This window comes from Mycolicibacterium phocaicum (genome assembly GCF_010731115.1).
Taxonomy (GTDB): Bacteria; Actinomycetota; Actinomycetes; order Mycobacteriales; family Mycobacteriaceae; genus Mycobacterium; species Mycobacterium phocaicum.
On record NZ_AP022616.1, the window covers coordinates 1,779,870 to 1,797,533 of the forward strand.

At 68.5% G+C, this 17,664-nt stretch carries 17 protein-coding genes and 1 pseudogene; 8 read left to right on the plus strand and 10 right to left on the minus strand.

What is annotated here, in order from left to right:
* Positions 1 to 69 precede the first annotated feature (69 nt).
* Entirely contained in the window at positions 70 to 1,341 is a 1,272-nt protein-coding gene (locus G6N46_RS08615; protein ID WP_133427014.1) for a glycosyltransferase 87 family protein, read from the plus strand.
* Between the two features lie 164 nt (positions 1,342 to 1,505).
* Here the strand turns inward: G6N46_RS08615 and G6N46_RS08620 are convergent, their stop codons facing one another.
* The 5 genes from G6N46_RS08620 to G6N46_RS08640 all read right to left on the minus strand — a co-directional run bounded on the left by G6N46_RS08620 (position 1,506) and on the right by G6N46_RS08640 (position 4,882).
* Positions 1,506 to 2,207, minus strand: coding sequence for a lysophospholipid acyltransferase family protein (locus G6N46_RS08620; RefSeq protein ID WP_061010504.1), 702 nt, complete (start codon positions 2,205 to 2,207; stop codon positions 1,506 to 1,508).
* 87 nt (positions 2,208 to 2,294) lie between these two features.
* A complete protein-coding gene (locus G6N46_RS08625) occupies positions 2,295 to 2,705 on the minus strand; it encodes a hypothetical protein (RefSeq protein WP_133427015.1) in 411 nt (136 codons plus the stop codon).
* Complete coding sequence (locus tag G6N46_RS08630; protein ID WP_138248628.1) at positions 2,702 to 3,955, minus strand: ArsA family ATPase; 1,254 nt, start codon at positions 3,953 to 3,955, stop codon at positions 2,702 to 2,704. The genes G6N46_RS08625 and G6N46_RS08630 overlap by 4 nt, the downstream gene beginning before the upstream one ends.
* Entirely contained in the window at positions 3,948 to 4,385 is a 438-nt protein-coding gene (locus G6N46_RS08635) for an SRPBCC family protein (protein WP_138248627.1), read from the minus strand. The genes G6N46_RS08630 and G6N46_RS08635 overlap by 8 nt, the downstream gene beginning before the upstream one ends.
* A gap of 107 nt (positions 4,386 to 4,492) precedes the next feature.
* On the minus strand, positions 4,493 to 4,882 hold the full coding sequence (locus tag G6N46_RS08640) for a polyketide cyclase / dehydrase and lipid transport (RefSeq protein WP_061006822.1): 390 nt from the start codon (positions 4,880 to 4,882) through the stop codon (positions 4,493 to 4,495).
* Positions 4,883 to 5,001: 119 nt separating this feature from the next.
* Between G6N46_RS08640 and G6N46_RS08645 the strand changes: the two genes are divergently transcribed.
* Entirely contained in the window at positions 5,002 to 6,789 is a 1,788-nt protein-coding gene (locus G6N46_RS08645; RefSeq protein ID WP_138248626.1) for an AMP-dependent synthetase/ligase, read from the plus strand.
* On the opposite strand, the gene G6N46_RS08650 is transcribed toward G6N46_RS08645, so the two are convergent.
* The 4 genes from G6N46_RS08650 to G6N46_RS08665 all read right to left on the minus strand — a co-directional run bounded on the left by G6N46_RS08650 (position 6,790) and on the right by G6N46_RS08665 (position 10,346).
* On the minus strand, positions 6,790 to 7,956 hold the full coding sequence (locus G6N46_RS08650; RefSeq protein WP_163692663.1) for a glycosyltransferase family 4 protein: 1,167 nt from the start codon (positions 7,954 to 7,956) through the stop codon (positions 6,790 to 6,792). It abuts the gene before it with no gap.
* Positions 7,957 to 7,974: 18 nt separating this feature from the next.
* Entirely contained in the window at positions 7,975 to 8,529 is a 555-nt protein-coding gene (locus G6N46_RS08655) for a peptidase (protein WP_234880600.1), read from the minus strand.
* A gap of 260 nt (positions 8,530 to 8,789) precedes the next feature.
* A complete protein-coding gene (gene ripC / locus G6N46_RS08660; protein ID WP_163692666.1) occupies positions 8,790 to 9,926 on the minus strand; it encodes a peptidoglycan hydrolase RipC in 1,137 nt (378 codons plus the stop codon).
* A 153-nt stretch (positions 9,927 to 10,079) separates the two neighbouring features.
* Positions 10,080 to 10,346 carry a hypothetical protein gene (locus tag G6N46_RS08665; protein WP_138248623.1) on the minus strand — a complete coding sequence of 89 codons (267 nt, stop codon included), beginning with the start codon at positions 10,344 to 10,346 and terminating at the stop codon, positions 10,080 to 10,082.
* A gap of 116 nt (positions 10,347 to 10,462) precedes the next feature.
* On the opposite strand from G6N46_RS08665, the gene G6N46_RS28620 reads away from it, so the two are divergent.
* A complete protein-coding gene (locus G6N46_RS28620) occupies positions 10,463 to 10,666 on the plus strand; it encodes a hypothetical protein (protein ID WP_234880599.1) in 204 nt (67 codons plus the stop codon).
* Positions 10,627 to 12,270, plus strand: a pseudogene (locus G6N46_RS08670) (DEDD exonuclease domain-containing protein); the annotation flags it as partial. The gene G6N46_RS28620 and the pseudogene G6N46_RS08670, both read left to right, overlap by 40 nt.
* Here G6N46_RS08670 and trpD read toward each other — a convergent pair.
* Positions 12,208 to 13,299, minus strand: coding sequence for an anthranilate phosphoribosyltransferase (trpD, locus tag G6N46_RS08675; protein WP_234880598.1), 1,092 nt, complete (start codon positions 13,297 to 13,299; stop codon positions 12,208 to 12,210). The pseudogene G6N46_RS08670 and the gene trpD sit on opposite strands and share 63 nt — an antisense overlap.
* A gap of 69 nt (positions 13,300 to 13,368) precedes the next feature.
* On the opposite strand from trpD, the gene ctaE reads away from it, so the two are divergent.
* The 4 genes from ctaE to qcrB are packed head-to-tail and all read left to right on the plus strand — an operon-like array spanning position 13,369 to position 17,613.
* Positions 13,369 to 13,980 (plus strand): aa3-type cytochrome oxidase subunit III, encoded by a 612-nt coding sequence (gene ctaE, locus G6N46_RS08680; protein ID WP_082762195.1) that lies wholly within the window; start codon positions 13,369 to 13,371, stop codon positions 13,978 to 13,980.
* 26 nt (positions 13,981 to 14,006) lie between these two features.
* On the plus strand, positions 14,007 to 14,819 hold the full coding sequence (gene qcrC / locus G6N46_RS08685) for a cytochrome bc1 complex diheme cytochrome c subunit (RefSeq protein ID WP_061003208.1): 813 nt from the start codon (positions 14,007 to 14,009) through the stop codon (positions 14,817 to 14,819).
* The gene (gene qcrA, locus G6N46_RS08690) at positions 14,816 to 15,979 is read left to right on the plus strand and encodes a cytochrome bc1 complex Rieske iron-sulfur subunit (RefSeq protein ID WP_138248622.1); all 1,164 of its coding nucleotides are present in this window, start codon (positions 14,816 to 14,818) and stop codon (positions 15,977 to 15,979) included. The genes qcrC and qcrA overlap by 4 nt, the downstream gene beginning before the upstream one ends.
* Positions 15,976 to 17,613 (plus strand): cytochrome bc1 complex cytochrome b subunit, encoded by a 1,638-nt coding sequence (gene qcrB / locus G6N46_RS08695; protein ID WP_163692668.1) that lies wholly within the window; start codon positions 15,976 to 15,978, stop codon positions 17,611 to 17,613. Before qcrA ends, qcrB begins: the two co-directional genes overlap by 4 nt.
* Positions 17,614 to 17,664: the final 51 nt, after the last annotated feature.

The window sequence follows — 17,664 nt, forward strand, 5'->3', positions numbered from 1 at the left end:
CCCGCGTATGCGTGTCACCGCACCGCAGGGCGCCGACGCGCCGGTCCCCCCGATAGGCTGTCCGGCGAGATGCGTATCAGACCCGGGTTCTGGCCCGCCTCCGGACAACGGCTGGCCTGGCGGCTGCTGCAGTTGCTGGCCATGTTGACGTTGGTATGGGGCGCCTGGCGGCTGCTGGGTCATACGCCGTACCGGATCGACATCGACGTGTACCGGATGGGCGGCCGCGCCTGGCTGAACAACACGCCGCTGTACAGCGAGAGCACGATCTTCCGTACCGAGGCCGGCATCGACCTGCCGTTCACCTACCCGCCGCTGGCGGCGATCATGTTCGCGCCGTTCGCCTGGCTCCCGCTGCCCGCAGCGAGCGTGGCCATCACGGTGACGACGTTCGTGTTGTTGCTGGTGTCGGTCGTGATCGTGCTGACCCGGCTGGACGTCTGGCCGCAATCGCAGCTCGGCAGCTCGGCCCTGGCCCGCCGGTGCTGGCTCGCCGTCGCCATCGTCGGACCTGCCGTGCTGTTCCTCGAACCGGTGCGGTCCAACTTCAACTTCGGGCAGATCAACGTCGTGCTGATGACGCTGGTGATCGCCGACTGCGTCCCCCGCCGTACCCCGTGGCCGCGCGGCGTCCTGCTCGGGGTGGCGATCGCCCTCAAGCTGACCCCGGCCGTGTTCCTGCTGTACTTCCTGCTGCGCCGCGACTTCCGCGCACTGCTCACCACGGTGGCGTCGTCCGTCGCGGTCACGCTGATCGCATTCGCGCTGGCGTGGGGCGACTCGTGGGAGTACTGGACCAAGACGGTCCGCAACACCGACCGCATCGGCACCGCGACGCTGAACACCAACCAGAACATCTCCGGCACGCTGGCGCGGTTCGGGATGTCGGCGACGCCGCGATTCGTGCTCTGGGTCGTGCTGTGTTTCGCGGTACTGGCGCTCACGGTGTGGGCGGCCCATCGGGTGCTCCGCGCGGGGCAGCCGGTGCTAGCCCTGATGTGTGTGGCGATGTTCGGCTTGGTGGTGTCACCGGTGTCGTGGTCGCATCACTGGGTGTGGGCCCTGCCGACCATGGTGACCATCACCGTGATCGCCTACCGGGAACGCAGCGCCGTCCTGGCCGCGGTGAGCGCACTCGGCGCCGTCCTGCTGGTCTGTACGCCGATCCGGCTGTTGCCCGAACATCACGAGGTCGACGCGACGCTGTGGCGTCAGGTGATCGGCAGCTCGTACGTGTGGTGGGGGCTCGCCGTCATCGCCGCGGCGGGCACCATCACCGGCCGCGGCACACCCGCTGCCGATGCGACCGAACACGTCGCGCCGGTCTCGGCGACGAACTGACCGCGGCCGCGTGGCAGCCGCGCGACGGTGACCACAAGGCGGTCCGACGGCCGCTGTTCGGCCGCGTCAGGTTGGCGAACCGGTGAACCGGCCCTGCGAAATCAAGAAAGCCGAGGATCGCGTCACCTGGTGACGGCAATCCTCGGCTCTTGTCGTTCTGGCGTTCAGCCCGCCTTGATCGCGGGCGGCGGCGTCTTGCCTTCTTTGACGTCGGCCGCGTAGAGGTCGACGTACTCCTGCCCGGACAGCCGCATCAGCTCGTACATGACCTCGTCGATCACGGCGCGCTCGATGAACCGGTTACCGGCCAGCCCCTCGAAACGGCGGAAGTCCATCGGCTTGCCGAACTTCACCTCGACGCGCGCGAAGTGCCACATCTTGCTTCCCGGCGGGTTCACGACGTCGGTGTTGATCATCGCGACGGGAATGACGGGGATACCGGTCTCCAGCGCGATGCGCGCCAGGCCCGTCTTGCCCTTGTAGAGCTTGCCGTCCGGCGACCGCGTGCCCTCGGGGTACATGCCGAGCAGCTTGCCCTGGTCGAGGATCTTGGCGGCGGCGGTCAGCGCGTCGGCCGCGGAGTCGGCGTTGGTGCGGTCGATCGGCACCTGGCCGGTCGACGAATAGAAGAACTTGATCAGCTTGCCCTTGATACCGGTACCGGTGAAGTACTCGGCCTTGGCCAGGAAGAAGATCCGCCGGCGCAGCACCAGCGGCAGATAGAAGCTGTCGACGACCGCCAGGTGATTACTGGCCAGCAGGACGGGCCCCTGGTCGGGAACGTATTCCAGCCCCGTGACTTTCGGACGACCCAGAAGACGCAGCAACGGGCCCATCAAGATGTACTTGTAGAACCAGAAGAACATCGAACCTCCCGCTGAGGGCCCCCGGACGGTGCCCCCGACAACTTTACCCACCGACTGTCGGCCCGACCACAGCCCGCAGCGGACTGGTCATTCCTCCACAGATACCGGAATGGACTGGTACCGGCCCGGCCCTGGTGGACCGTCCGGATCGTCGGGCTGGCGGTGTTTGCCGCCGGGACCGGACGGATCCGTCGGCGGCTCGGGGTGCGGGCCGGCGGGGCCCTGGTCGGCGAGCGCGGCGCGCACGGCGTCGAGAAAAGTCGTGCTGTGTTCGGCGATGGCCGTCAGCATCGGATGCTGTTCGTCGTTGGCCAGGGCGACAAGTGCGCACACCGGGCACCACACTTGGTTGCAGTCGCTGGGGTTCTCGCCGTCGGCGAGCATCGCCACGGACAGCCGGACGACGGGATCGATCTTGTCGAGGAGCGCCTGCGCCAGCAGCCGCAGGTCCACCGGTAGGTCGCCCAGAGCGTCCGCCCCGAAATCGGTGTGCGTCACTTGGGCCACACCTCCGGGTCAGGGCGAAAACGGACGGTCAGTTCACAGCCGCGCAACGACGCGCCGGTCACGATGCAACGGCGCAGGACTGATGCCAACGGGACCCGGCGCCGGGTGCCACCCGAGCCGATGATCAGGTCGTCGTCGACGCGGCCCAGCGTCAGAGACCCCGGGTCGATTTGCGGCAATTCTATCCGGAGCCGGTAGACAGCGGCCAATCCTGAGCCCGATTCGCGGTCGACGATGGGCCGCGGCGGCGCGGGCGGCGGGGCGCCGTGCCGCAGCCGCGATGCCTCCAGCAGTTCCCCCAGTGCCTTCGGCCCGATGGGTTCGCCGGCCAGGTGCGGCACGAGCACCAGACGCACGTCGCCGACGGCGGCATCCAGGTCGCTGAGCATGCTGCGCTGCTCGGCGATCCGCTCGGCGTACCAGTCGAACGCGAGGTGCGCGGGCAGGTTCACGTACTCGTACGAATCGTCTTGGATCAGAACCTGATTCACGATCAGCTCGGATACGTGCACGCCCATCAAGGTGAGGGACGCCAGCGTCCGCACCGCCTCGGCCACCACCACCCGTTCCGGGGTGAGCACCAGATGCGCGGTGACGTCCGGCTGGTCGAGCAACTCCCCCAGCGCCTCGGTGGCGGCGGCGAGCCGCTCGACGAGCATGACCATGGCGGCCGTCTTCGCATCGGCCAGACCGACCGACAGCCGCCGGTGCCGCGGCCAGGCCTTCTCTAGGTACAGCGCGAACGCGCCGGGCAGCGTCAGCATCCGCATCGCGTCGGCGGTCGAGGCGCAGTCGACGATCACGTGGTCCCAGTTGCCCGACGCCGCCAGCTCGGCGACCTCGTGCAGGCCCAGCACCTCCTGAATGCCGGGCAGCGCCGAAAGCTCTTCCGGGGCAACGTCTCCCACATCGGACTCCGGGAACCGGGCGACCAGCACGGCGGCCACCTCACGCCACCGGGCCTCCAGCAGCGCCAGGGTGTCGAGCGCCAGGGCATCCAGCACGACGCCGGCACCGTCGTCGACGGGGACCTGTGTCGGCGTCCGCAGTCCGGTCGGCGGGACGTCCGCGCCGAGCACGTCACCGGTGGAATGGGCCTGATCCGTCGACACGATGAGGACCCGCTGCCCGGCCCGGGCGTCGCGTACCGCGGTGGCCGTGGCCACCGTCGATTTGCCTACTCCACCCTTACCGACGAACAGACTGATCCTGGCACGCCCAGCAGGGTCTGTGTCACTCAGACTCGACTCGCTTCTTGAGGTCCTTGAGCGCCGTGTCGGTCAGGCGCCGCTCTGCCTTGCGTTTGAGCAATCCGATCATCGGAATCATCAGATCGACCGACAGTTCGTAGGTCACCTCGGTGCCAGAATCCTTGGGCGACAAGCGGTATGTGCCTTCGAGCGCCTTCAGCAGCGTGCTGGACACCAGGGACCAGCTCACCGACTTGCGGTCGGCGGGCCACTGGTAGGTGAACACCATGGTGTCCTTGAGCACCGTGGCGTCGAGGACCATCCGCGCCGTCTTCGGGTAACCGTCGGCGTAGACGTCGAGCACCTCGGTCTCCGGGTACTCGGCGACCCAGTCGGGATATGAGCCGATGTCGGCGATCACGTCCATCACGGTCGCCGGGTCGGCGTCGATGTAGATGGTCTGCGCAGTCTTGTCCGCCACGTGTCCACTTCCCCGAGTTCTACGATGCCGGCGCGGGCGTCGGACGCCCGTCTGCCGAGCTCTCAATGTACCGCCAGCGCCCCGCCCTGGCGGGGCGATACCGGGCCTCAGGCCAACCGGGACACGCCCACCGGGCGGGTCCGCTCGAGATCGGTCTTGATCTCGAAAGCCATGTTCTTACCAGCCACCCGGCGTCGGTGGTTGAGGTCCGCCAGGTTCAGCTCGGCGAGTGCCGCGCCGGACACACCCGTCGGCTCGGCGTGCAGGAAATAGTGCAGCACGACACCGTCCATGACGGCCTCCAGCCACACCTCCATGGTCCCGGTCAGCGCACCGGTGACGGTCCACCGCTGCCCCGCCGGACCGCGGTCTTCGACGACCGTCAGCTTGAGGTCCGGCCACCAGCGCCGCCAGCTGCTCTGGTTCGCCACGGCGGCACCGACAGCGGCTGGGTCGGCGCACACGAAGGTCTCGTCGGCGATCTGGATGCTGTTCATCCCGACCAGCTTCACATACGCCTCCACAGTGTGATGAAGCACCCGACTACGCTGAGCACGGCATTGCTGTCACGGCACTGCTGCCAGTACCGCCTTGCCCTGACCCGAAAGGCCACACCGTGCGTGAGTTCAGCGTTCCCGCATCGTTCACCATCGGCGAATACGACAACGTCGTCGCCCCGGTGTACTCCCTCGAGCGCGATGACCCCAAACACGTAGCCATCCAGCGCCTGGTCGGAGACACCTGGACCGACGTGACCAGCGCCGAGGTGGCCGCCCAGGTGCGGGCCACCGCCCTCGGCCTGATCGCCAAGGGCGTCAAGGCCGGTGACCGTGTGGTGCTGCTGTCGGCGACCCGCTACGAATGGCCGATCATCGACTTCGCGATCCTGTCGATCGGCGCGGTGACGGTGCCCATCTACGAAACCTCCGCCGCCGACCAGATCCGGCACGTGCTGGCCGACTCCGGCGCCGTCCTGGCCTTCGCCGAGGCGGACTCCCACGCCGCCAAGATCGAGTCCATCCGGTCCGAGGTGCCCGCGCTAGGTGAGGTGCTGGTCATCGACGGCGGCGCCCTCGATCAGCTGGCCGACGCCGGCGCCGGCGTGGACCGCGCCGAGCTGGACGCCCGCCTGGCCGCCATCAAATCGAGCGACCCGGCCACCCTGATCTACACCTCGGGCACCACCGGCCGCCCCAAGGGCTGCCAGCTGACCCACGCCAACCTGCTGTCGGAGCTGCGCGGCGTCAAGGCCTGCTTCCCCGACCTGCTGGCCAAGGGCCAGAAGCTGCTGGTGTTCCTGCCGCTGGCGCACGTGCTGGCCCGCGCCGTCGCGGTGGCCGGCTTCAGCAACCAGGTGACCCTGGGCTTCACCAGCGACATCAAGAACCTGGTGCCGATCCTCGGGGTCTTCAAGCCGACGCTCGTGGTGTCGGTGCCCCGCGTGTTCGAGAAGGTCTACAACACCGCCGAGCAGAACGCCCGCAACGACGGCAAGGGCAAGATCTTCCAGATCGCCGCCGACACCGCCATCGAGTGGAGCAAGGCGCAGGACACCGGGGGCGCCGGCCTGCTGCTCAACCTCAAGCACACGGTGTTCGACAAGCTGGTCTACGGCAAGCTCAAGGCCGCCCTCGGGGGCAACTGCGTCGGCGCCATCTCCGGTGGCGCGCCGCTGGGCGCCCGCCTCGGCCACTTCTACCGCGGCGTCGGCGTCACCATCTACGAGGGCTACGGCCTGACCGAGTCCAGCGCCGCCATCACCGTCAACCGGGTCGGCGAGTTGAAGGTCGGCACGGTGGGCAAGCTGGTGCCCGGCAACAGCATGCGCATCGCCGACGACGGCGAGCTGCTGCTCTCCGGCGGCGTGGTGTTCAGCGGCTACTGGGGCAACCCGACCGCCACCGACGAGGCCTTCACCGGCGAGTGGTTCCACACCGGTGACCTCGGCGCCATCGACGACGACGGCTACCTGTCGATCGTCGGGCGCAAGAAGGAGATCATCGTGACCGCCGGCGGCAAGAACGTCGCCCCGGCCCCGTTGGAAGACGTCATGCGTGCGCACCCGCTGATCAGCCAGGCCATGTGCGTCGGCGATCAGGAGCCGTTCATCGCCGCGCTGATCACCATCGACCCCGAGGCGTTCGAGGGCTGGAAGCAGCGCAACAACAAGGACGCCGGCGCATCCGTGGGCGACCTCGCCGCGGACCCGGCCCTGGTCGCCGAGATCCAGAAGGCCGTCGACGACGCCAACCAGACGGTGTCCAAGGCCGAGGCCATCCGGAAGTTCCGGATTCTGCCGGTCGACTTCACCGAGGACACCGGCGAGCTGACGCCGACGCTGAAGGTCAAGCGCAAGGTGGTGGCCGAGAAGTTCGCCGCCGAGATCGCGGCGCTCTACAGCTAGCTAGAGAAGCTCGGCGAGCCGCTCGCCCTTGAGCTTCCACTGCCAGTTGTCGACGACGAACTGACGGCCGGCGGCGCCCATAGCGGCGCCCCGGTCGGGGTCGGCGAGGATGTCACTGACGGCGGCCGCAATTTCGGCGACGTCGCGACCGTCGACCACGTGGCCGGTCTCGCCTTCCACGACGGTTTCCGGTGCGCCCCCGGAGTCACCGGCGACCACCGGCACACCGCACGCCGAGGCCTCGAGGAAGACGATCCCGAGGCCCTCGACATCGAGACCGTTGCCCCGGGTCCGGCACGGCATGGCGAAGACGTCGGCCATCGCATGGTGGGCCGGCAACTCGTCGCCGGGCACGCCGCCGGTGAACACCACATGGTCGGTGACGTCGTAGCGCCGCGCCAGCTTCTGCAGGTCGTCGCGGTACGGCCCGTTGCCGACGATCACCAGTGCGGCGCCGTCGATCCGTTGCCGGATCTCGGGCAGTGCCCGGATCAGCATGTCCTGCCCTTTGCGCGGCACCAGGCGGGACAGGCAGACGATCACCGGCCGCTGCCCCAGCCCGTACCGGGTCCGCAACTCGGCCCGGGCCACCTCGTCGGGGACGAAGCGGTCGACGTCGACCCCGGGCGACAGGTATTCCAGCGCCGCGTCCGGCCCGAACGCCGCGGCGAACCGGTTGCGCGTGTAGTGGCTGACGAAGGTCACCACGTCGGTGTTGTTTCCGATGTGGCGCAACGCGTTTCGCGCGATGGGCAGCATCGACCAACCCACCTCGTGCCCGTGCGTGCTGGCCACCACCCGGGTCGCGCCGGCTTCGCGGGCCAGCGGGGCCAACAGCGCCAGCGGCGCGGCCGCGCCGAACCACACCGTGTCGATGTCGTGCTCGGCGATGAGGCGGCGCATCCGCAGCGCGACGGTCGGTTCGGGCACCATCAGCGTCGTCGGATGGCGGACCACCTCATAGCCGGCGGCCGCGGCGGCCTTGTCGTATTCCGGTGCGCCCTTCCATTTCGGGGCGTACACCGTCAGCTCGTGCGACCCGCGGCCGAGCAGCTCATTGACCAGGCTCTCCAGATACGACTGGATGCCGCCCTTGCGGGGCGGGAAATCGTTGGTCAGCAGCAGCACCCGAGACGTCCGGGGCGAGCGCAGCGACGGGGAAGACATCGCGGTCAGGCTATCGCGTCAGCCCGGGGCCGCGAGCCACTGCCGCCACGCAGCGGTCAGCGCGTCGCCCCGCAGGCCGAGCGTGGCGGTCAGTGCGGCGTCGAGATCAGGATGACCGGCGCCGCAGGCGGCCAGATACAGCCGGCGCAGCACCGGATCGCCGAACCGCGCGCCGACGAACCGGGCGAACCACCAGGCGCGGTCATAGGCGAGCGACAGCGCCGGGCCGGTGACCTGGAAGTCGGCGTTGGTGGGCAGCACCGCCATGTCGGCGGGTGCGGGTCGCGGGGTGCGCGGGCGGCTGACGTAGTCGGCGACGCCTTCAGTCAGGCACCAGGGCGCGTCGGCGGCCGTGACCGGCCGGGAGGCATAGTGGAAAAGCTCGTGGCGCAACACGATTCGCAGCGCACCCGGTCCCATCGCGGCGGCGCCGGGCCCGAACACGATGCGGTCGACGGTGGTCGCCGCGGCGAACTCCTGACGTCCGCCGGCCAGCGCCCGGAACTCCTCGTCGGTCCCGGTGGTCACGATGGTGATCTGACGGCGCCAGTCCTCGCCCCAGAATGCGGTCACCGCGGCGACGGCGCCGTCGAGTTCGGCGGTGATGCGGCCCGGCAGCGTCGAGCCGGGGTCGAGGACCAGGAGGTCGGCGGTCCGGCCGTCGGCCAGCCGGATGGTGCCCGGAGTTGGCGACGGCAGCGGCGGCGCCGGCAGCGGTGAGGCGGCCGGAACGTCAGCCGAGTGACCGCGACTCAGTACGAAAGCGGCAGCAGCCGCCTCTGCGGTGAGAAGGCCGATAACTACGCGACGGGAAAGACCGCGACGGGAGAGGCTCAGTAGCGACGCACGTTGTAGATCGGCGCGTTGTCGACCGGAGCGACCCGCACGGGCACACCGAACGTCGAGGCGTGGACCATCATGCCGTCGCCGATGTAGATGCCCACGTGCGAGGCATCGGAGTAGTAACTCACGACGTCACCGGGCTGCATCTGGTCACGCGACACCGCTTGGCCGCCGGCGGCCTGCGCGTAGCTCGAGTGCGGCAGCGAGATGCCGGCCTGCTGGAACGCCCACATCACCAGGCCCGAGCAGTCGAACTGGCCGGGACCGGCGGCACCCCAGACATACGGGTCGCCGATGCGGGTCAGTGCGGCCTGCACCGCGATGGCGCCGGCAGCGGTGCCGCCACCTTCCGACGGGACGGGAACCGCCTCGGCGGGCGGGTTGGGGCCGGCGGCGTTGATGGCGGGATCGTCACCCGGGGCCGGCAAGGCATCCGGGGCGGGCGCCGGCGGGGCGGCGGGAGCCGGCGGGAGTGCCGCGAGCGCCTGCCGCTGACTCGGCGTCAGCGCGGTGTAACGGGACTTGACGATGGCGATCTGCACCTGCAGCTTGCTTTGCTTGGACTGCAGATCGGCACGCACGGCGGCGGCCTGCTCGGCCGCGGTCTTGGCTTCGGACGCCGACTTGGCCGAGTCGGCCTCGGCCTTCGCGGCGGAGTCGGAGGCGCTGTGGAAGTTGGCCATCTGCGCGGCCATCTCACCGGCCATCACGCGCTGGACCGAGAGCTGGTCGATCAGACCCTGCGGGGAATCGGCGGTCAGGATGGCGTCGATGCCGTCGGTGCGGCCGCCCATGTACTGCGCCGCAGCAATCTTGTCGACCGAGTCCTGGTAGGTAGCCAGGTCGTTCTTGGCGACTTCCGCGGCGGCAGCGGCGGCCTCGTGCTTGGAGTCGGCGGCCTTCGCGGCAGCCAGCTTCTTGTCCAGATCGAGCTGCGCGGCGTGCATGGCCTCGGTGGTCTGTTCCGCCTGGCGCGAGAGCTCGTTGAGCTTTGCTACGGCATCGTCGGCCGGATCGGCCATGACGTTGCCCGCAAATGCACTACCAAGTATGGTGAGCCCCGCGATCGCACCGGCTACTGGTCGTTTAAGACCGCATATGGTGCGGTGTGTGCGGTGGAGACTCAAGATTTCGCGTCCTTCAACTGCGGGTTCGAGCCGCTTCGAACTCAGTGAGGTCTCGAATAGGTTACGAAACGGCATCGGCGTTGTCCAACGGGAATGGCCAATCTATCAGCCCGCCCCCCGATCCCGTTAACCAGCATCACAATGTGAGCGTCGTCACGCTACGCCCGTAGTACTTGACTTTGTCTCGTTTTGAGTGCCCGCCCCGCCTTTGGGCCGACCGATCGGCACCAACCGCAAGCGCGGCGCCAGGCCCGCATCGGCGAGCACCTCCAGCGCGCGGCGCTCGTCGTCGAGCAGCGTCTCGGGTACGCCCAGCAAAACACTGACCACGCAGTCACCGCAGCCCGGACCACGCACGGCGCAGTCGTCGCAGTCGATCTTGACCGGCCCGTTGTCGAACTTCATCTCTGACTCCTTCATCGGTTGAGGCGCACGCTAGCGACGTCCACCGACAAAAAAGTGCGGGTGATCAGCAACCGGATCACGGAATGACATCGATGTGATTTCTTGTCGGTGCCGGCCCCTACTGTCACGTCATGGGCTCCGGCAGCGCCACCGACCAGTTGGCTTTCGACCTCGACGAGGCGTTGCTGCGTGACACCACATTCGTGGTGGTCGACCTGGAGACCACCGGCGGCCGGGCCCGGGCGGACGACACCGGAGGCGGCTGGACGCCATCACCGAGATCGGTGCGGTCAAGGTGCGCGGCGGCGAGATCATCGGCGAACTGGCCACCCTGATCGACCCCGGTCGCGCCATCCCGCCACAGATCGTGCAGCTGACCGGGATCACCACGGCCATGGTGTGCGACGCCCCCCGCATCGAATCGGTGCTGCCCGCCTTTCTGGAGTTCTGCCGCGGCGCCGTCCTGGTCGCCCACAACGCGGGCTTCGACATCGGCTTCCTGCGGGCGGCGGCCGAGCGGGCGCAGCTGCCCTGGCCCAACCCTCCGGTGCTGTGCACGGTCAAGCTGGCCCGCCGGGTCCTGACGCGCGACGAGGCACCGAGCGTCCGGCTCTCGGAGCTGGCCCGGTTGTTCCGCGCCACCACCACCCCCACGCACCGCGCCCTCGACGACGCCCGCGCCACCGTCGACGTGCTGCACGGACTACTCGAGCGCATCGGCAATCAGGGTGTGCACACGCTGGCCGAACTGCGCGGCTATCTCCCGGACGTCACCAGGGCTCAGCGCCGCAACCGCAAGCTCGCCGACGCGCTGCCGAGCTCCCCCGGCGTCTATCTGTTCCGCGGGCCGTCCGAGGAGGTGCTGTACGTGGGCACCGCGGTCGATCTGCGCCGTCGGGTCCGGCAGTACTTCACCGGCGCCGACCCGCGCGCCCGCATGAAAGAGATGGCGTCACTGGCCATCCGCGTCGACCATGTCGAGTGCGCCCACGAGTTGGAGGCCGGCGTGCGCGAACTGCGGCTCCTCGCCGCGCACGCGCCGCCGTACAACCGGCGCTCGAAGGCCCCGCACAAGTGGTGGTGGGTGGTGCTCACCGACGAGGCCTTCCCCCGCTTCAGCGTGGTGCGGGCGCCGCGACACGATCGGGCGGTCGGGCCGTTCCGGGCCCATGCCGACGCCGTCGACTCCGCGCTGCTGCTGGCCCGCTTCACGGGCGTGCGGACCTGTACGACGCGGCTGGCGCGGGCCGCCCAACACGGGCCGCAGTGTCCGGAGCGGGAACTGTCGCCATGTCCGGCGCCCCGCGGCATCACCGCGGGCGCCTACGCCGAATTCGCCGACCGGGCCGCGGAAAACATTGCCGGCGTTGATGATTCCGCACTGTGCACGGCACTGAAACACATCGACGACCTGGCTTCCGAGGGCCGTTTCGAGACCGCCGCGCGGCTCCGCGACCATGCCGCGACCGTCATCGACGGACTGTGGCGCGGCCAGCGCCTGCGCGCCCTGACCGCACTGCCGGAGCTGGTGGCCGCCCGGCCCGACGGCGCCGGCGGCTGGCACCTCGTCGTGGTCCGGTACGGCCAGCTGGCGGCAGCCGGGAACGCACCGCGGCGAGTCCCGCCGATGCCCGTCGTCGACGCGATATCCGCTGCGGCACAAGTGATCCTGACAGCGGAGCGGCCGCTGGGCGGCGCGCCCGTCGAGGAGGTGGCGCTCATCGTGCGCTGGTTGGCCGCGCCGGGTGTGCGCATCGTGCGCACCTCCGCCGACGACGAATCCGGGTACTGCCTACCGGTCACCGCGGCCGGCCGGTGGGCCGAGTGGGCCGCCACCGCCCGGTCGGCCCGGGCGGCGGCGCAGCAGGCACAGCGCTCAGACCTTCTGGGTGAACCGAGCCCACCGCGCGAGCAGCTGCTCGGCCGCACCCGAATCGATCGCCTCGGTGGCGCGGGCCAGGCCACGCTCCCACGCCGGCACCCACTGGGCGTCGCTGGATAGCCCGGCATGAGCCACCATCGCGCCAGCGGCGTTGAGCACCACGGCATCCCGGACCGGACCGGTCTGGCCCGCCAGGACCGCGCGCACCGACTCCGCGTTCGCCGTGGCGTCACCGCCGCGCAACTCGCTCAGCTCGGCGCGGGCGAACCCGAATGCCTTCGGGTCCAGCGTCAGCCGCTCGACGGTGCCCGCCTGCACGCGCCAGATGGTGCTCGTCGTCGTGGTGGTCAGTTCGTCGAGCCCGTCGTCGCCGTGCACGACCAGGACGCTGGAGCCGCGCGCGGCGAACACCCCGGCCATCACCTCGGCCAGTTCCGCCCAGGCGCAGCCGATCAGGCCGGCGCGCGGCATCGCCGGATTGGTGAGCGGCCCAAGGAGATTGAAGACCGTGGGCACCCCGATCTCTCGCCGCACTGCCGACGCGTGCCGGTAGGACTGATGGAACTGCGGGGCGAACGCGAACCCGATGCCGACCTCGACGACCGAGCGGGCGACGTCTCCCGGCGACAGGTCGATCCGCACGCCCAGGGCCTCCAGGGTGTCGGCGCCACCGGACAACGACGATGCCGCGCGGTTCCCGTGCTTGATCACCGGCACCCCGCACGCGGCGACGACGATCGACGCCATCGTGGACAGGTTGACGGTGTTGGAGCCGTCGCCACCGGTCCCCACGATGTCGACGACGTCGCTGCCGATCGCGGCGAGCGCGTCCGCGGGCACTTTTCGGGCGTGTCGCAACATCACGTCGGCGAGCTCCGTCACCTCCGCGGAGGTGGGCCTCTTCATCTTCATCGCGATGGCGAACGCAGCGATCTGCGCCGGGGTCGCAGAACCGGTCATGACCTGGTCCATTGCCCACCCCGCCTGACCCGCGGCAAGGTTCTGGCCGGTGGTCAGCCGGCCCAGGATCTGGGGCCATTGCGGCCCGTCGGTGATCGGTTCCTGATGGGGATCGGTGGTTGGCACGAACCCGATTATGACCAATGTCGGCACCCGGGTGGAGTTCAACAACTACAAAGCGTCATACTTACCGCTGTGACGAGCGCTGTAGGTACCTCCGGAACCGCCATCACGTCGAGGGTGCATTCGCTGAACCGGCCGAATATGGTCAGTGTCGGCACCATTGTGTGGCTTTCCAGCGAGTTGATGTTCTTTGCTGGGCTGTTCGCAATGTATTTCACCGCGCGTGCCCAGGCGGGCGGCGATTGGCCGCCGAAGCCGACCGAACTCAATCTGGCCCTCGCGGTGCCGGTGACGCTGGTGTTGATCGCGTCATCGTTCACCTGCCAGATGGGCGTGTTCGCGGCCGAGCGCGGCGACGTGTTCGGGCTGCGCCGGTGGTACGTCATCACGTTCCTCATGGGCCTGTTCTTCGTGTTGGGACAGGGCTACGAGTACCTCAACCTGGTCGACGAGGGCACCACCATCCCGGGCAGTGCCTACGGATCGGTCTTTTACCTGACGACCGGTTTCCACGGCCTGCACGTCATCGGCGGTCTGGTGGCATTCGTCTACCTGCTTGCCCGCACGAAGATGAGCAAGTTCACGCCGGCCCAGGCCACCGCTGCCATCGTTGTGTCGTACTACTGGCACTTCGTCGACATCGTGTGGATCGCCCTGTTCGCCACCATCTACTTCGTCCGATGACCAACTCGTCGATGAGAAGGGGTTCGATGACCAGCAAGTCCCGTCGTCGGTTACACCGGCGCCTCTCAGCAGCGATGCTGCTGCTGCTCGGACTTCTAGTCGCTGGTGGCCTCGCGGCCACCCTGACGCCGCGGCCTCAGGTCGCGGTCGCCGACGAGTCGCAGCTGGCATTGCTGCGTACCGGCAAGCAGTTGTTCGAAACGTCCTGCATTTCGTGCCACGGCGCCAACCTGCAGGGTGTGACCGACCGCGGCCCGAGCCTCATCGGCGTCGGCGACGCGGCCGTCTACTTCCAGGTGTCCACCGGCCGCATGCCTGCCATGCGCGGCGAGGCCCAGGCCGCCCGCAAGGACCCGGCGTTCGACGAACACCAGATCGACGCCCTCGGCGCCTACATCCAGGCCAACGGCGGCGGTCCTCAGGTTCCGCGTGACGCCAACGGCCAGATCAACCAGCACTCGTTCATCGGTGAGAACGTCGCCCGCGGTGGCGACCTGTTCCGCCTGAACTGCGCGTCCTGCCACAACTTCACCGGCAAGGGTGGCGCACTGTCGTCGGGCAAGTACGCGCCCGACCTCGGCCATGCCGCCGAAGTGCCGGCGCAGGTGTACACCGCCATGCTCACCGGCCCGCAGAACATGCCCAAGTTCTCGGACCGCCAGCTGTCCCCGGAAGAGAAGCGCGACATCGTCGCTTACGTCCGCGAGTCGGCTGAGCACCGCAGCCAGGGCGGCTACGGCCTCGGCGGCTTCGGCCCCGCGCCCGAGGGCATGGCGATGTGGATTATCGGGATGGTCGCCGTGATCGGCGCGGCTATGTGGATCGGAGCTCGCGCATGAGCGAGAACGTGAACATTCCCAGTGACGCGGAACTGCGCGAGATGTCGCGCGAAGAACTCGTCGAACTGGGCGGAAAGATCGACGGCGTCACGACCGTCTTCAAGGAGCCGCGCTGGCCCGTCGAGGGCACCAAGGCGGAGAAGCGCGCCGAGCGTCAGGTTGCGGCCTGGCTGCTGCTCGGTGGTCTCTCCGGCCTGGCCCTGCTGCTGGTGTTCCTGTTCTGGCCGTGGGAGTACAAGCCGTTCGAATCCGACGGCGAGTTCATCTACTCGCTGGCCACCCCGTTGTACGGCCTGACCTTCGGTCTGTCGATCCTCGCGATCGGCATCGGTGCGGTGCTCTTCCAGAAGAAGTTCATCCCCGAGGAAATCTCGATCCAGGACCGCCACGACGGCGCCTCCCCCGAGGTCCACCGCGCCACCGTCGCGGCCAACCTGACCGACGCGCTCGAGGGCTCGACCCTCAAGCGCCGCAAGCTGATCGGCCTGTCGCTCGGCGTCGGCCTGGGTGCGTTCGGCCTGGGCACCGCGGTCGCCTTCATCGGCGGTCTGATCAAGAACCCGTGGAAGCCGGTCGTGCCGACCGCCGAGGGCAAGAAGGCCGTCCTGTGGACGTCCGGCTGGACCCCGCGTTTCCACGGCGAGACCATCTACCTGGCCCGGGCCACCGGCCTGCCGGGTGAGTCCCCCTTCGTGAAGATGCGTCCCGAGGACATCGACGCGGGCGGCATGGAGACCGTGTTCCCGTGGCGTGAGTCCGACGGCGACGGCACCACCATCGAGTCGCACGAGAAGCTGTCCGAGATCGCACTCGGTGTGCGTAACCCGGTGATGCTCATCCGCATCAAGCCCGAGGACCTGTCCCGCGTCGTCAAGCGCAAGGGCCAGGAGAGCTTCAACTTCGGTGACTTCTTCGCCTACACCAAGGTGTGCTCGCACCTGGGCTGCCCCTCGTCGCTGTACGAGCAGCAGACCTACCGCATTCTGTGCCCCTGCCATCAGTCGCAGTTCGACGCGCTGCACTTCGCGCGGCCGATCTTCGGACCGGCGGCCCGCGCCCTGGCGCAGCTGCCGATCACGATTGACAAAGAGGGCTACCTGGTCGCCAACGGCGACTTCATCGAACCCGTCGGACCGGCATTCTGGGAGCGCAAATCATGAGTCCCAAGCTCGCTGACATCGCCGCCGCCCAAGGCGACGCGATCGACTCGCGGTACCACCCGTCGGCCGCCGTACGCCGGCAGCTGAACAAGGTCTTCCCGACGCACTGGTCCTTCATGCTCGGTGAGATCGCGCTGTACAGCTTCCTCGTGCTGCTGCTCACCGGTGTGTACCTGACGTTGTTCTTCGACCCGTCGATGACCGAGGTCATCTACAACGGCGTCTACCAGCCGCTGCGCGGCGTGCAGATGTCACGGGCTTACGAATCCGCCCTGGAGATCTCGTTCGAGGTCCGCGGTGGCCTCTTCGTCCGCCAGATTCACCACTGGGCCGCGCTGATGTTCGCTGCGTCGATCATGGTCCACCTGGCCCGCATCTTCTTCACCGGCGCGTTCCGCCGCCCGCGTGAGGCCAACTGGATGATCGGCTCGGTGCTGCTGATCCTGGCCATGTTCGAGGGTTACTTCGGCTACTCGCTGCCCGACGACCTGCTGTCCGGTATCGGTCTGCGCGCCGCGCTGTCCTCGATCACCCTGGGCATCCCGGTCATCGGTACCTGGATGCACTGGGCCCTGTTCGGTGGGGACTTCCCCGGCAACATCATCATCCCGCGCATGTACGCCCTGCACATCCTGCTGATCCCGGGCATCATCCTGGCCCTGATCGGTGCCCACCTGGCGCTCGTGTGGTTCCAGAAGCACACGCAGTTCCCCGGCCCCGGTCGTACCGAGAAGAACGTCGTCGGCGTGCGCGTCATGCCGGTGTTCGCGATCAAGGGTGGCGCGTTCTTCGCGCTGGTCACCGGCATCCTGGGCATCATGGGTGGTCTGCTGCAGATCAACCCCATCTGGGAACTGGGCCCCTACAAGCCCTCGCAGGTGTCCGCCGGTAGCCAGCCCGACTTCTACATGATGTGGACCGAAGGCCTGGCCCGTATCTGGCCGGCCTGGGAGTTCTACCCCTTCGGCCACACCATCCCGGCCGTCATGGGTGTCGCCGTGATCATGGGTCTGGTGTTCGGTCTGTTGATCGCGTGGCCGTTCCTGGAGAAGAAGTTCACCGGCGACGACGCCCACCACAACCTGCTGCAGCGTCCGCGTGACGTGCCGGTCCGCACCGCCATCGGTGCCATGGCCATCGCGTTCTACATGGTGCTCACCCTGGCCGCGATGAACGACATCATCGCGCTCAAGTTCGACATCTCCCTCAACGCCACCACCTGGATCGGCCGCATCGGCATGGTCGTCCTGCCCGCCATCGTCTACTACCTCACCTACCGCTGGTGCGTAGGCCTGCAGCGCAGCGACCGCGCCGTCCTCGAACACGGCATCGAGACCGGCATCATCAAGCGCCTGCCCCACGGCGCCTACGTCGAACTGCACCAGCCCCTCGGCCCGGTCGACGACCACGGCCACCCCATCCCGCTGGAATACCAGGGAGCCGCACTGCCCAAGCGCATGAACAAGCTCGGCTCCGCCGGCTCCCCCGGCACCGGCAGCTTCCTGTTCGCCGACTCCGCCGTCGAACAAGCCGCCCTCGCCGACGCCGAACACGCCGCCGAGCACAAGGCACTCACCGCCCTCAAGGAGTACCAGGACGAAATTTCGCCCAACGGCTCCAACGGGCATCACTAGTTCGATCTACGGTTTCGGCCCGGTCTGGTTTCCACCAGACCGGGCCGAAGT

What these genes read in the sequence shown, in the direction of transcription:
- qcrB (WP_163692668.1), top strand. Translation starts at nt 15,976, where the DNA reads ATGAGTCCCAAGCTCGCTGACATCGCCGCCGCCCAAGGCGACGCGATC.
- G6N46_RS08615 (WP_133427014.1), top strand. Translation starts at nt 70, where the DNA reads ATGCGTATCAGACCCGGGTTCTGGCCCGCCTCCGGACAACGGCTGGCC.
- G6N46_RS28620 (WP_234880599.1), top strand. Translation starts at nt 10,463, where the DNA reads ATGGGCTCCGGCAGCGCCACCGACCAGTTGGCTTTCGACCTCGACGAG.
- G6N46_RS08620 (WP_061010504.1), bottom strand. Translation starts at nt 2,207, where the DNA reads ATGTTCTTCTGGTTCTACAAGTACATCTTGATGGGCCCGTTGCTGCGT.
- G6N46_RS08665 (WP_138248623.1), bottom strand. Translation starts at nt 10,346, where the DNA reads ATGAAGGAGTCAGAGATGAAGTTCGACAACGGGCCGGTCAAGATCGAC.
- G6N46_RS08650 (WP_163692663.1), bottom strand. Translation starts at nt 7,956, where the DNA reads ATGTCTTCCCCGTCGCTGCGCTCGCCCCGGACGTCTCGGGTGCTGCTG.
- qcrC (WP_061003208.1), top strand. Translation starts at nt 14,007, where the DNA reads ATGACCAGCAAGTCCCGTCGTCGGTTACACCGGCGCCTCTCAGCAGCG.
- G6N46_RS08640 (WP_061006822.1), bottom strand. Translation starts at nt 4,882, where the DNA reads ATGAACAGCATCCAGATCGCCGACGAGACCTTCGTGTGCGCCGACCCA.
- qcrA (WP_138248622.1), top strand. Translation starts at nt 14,816, where the DNA reads ATGAGCGAGAACGTGAACATTCCCAGTGACGCGGAACTGCGCGAGATG.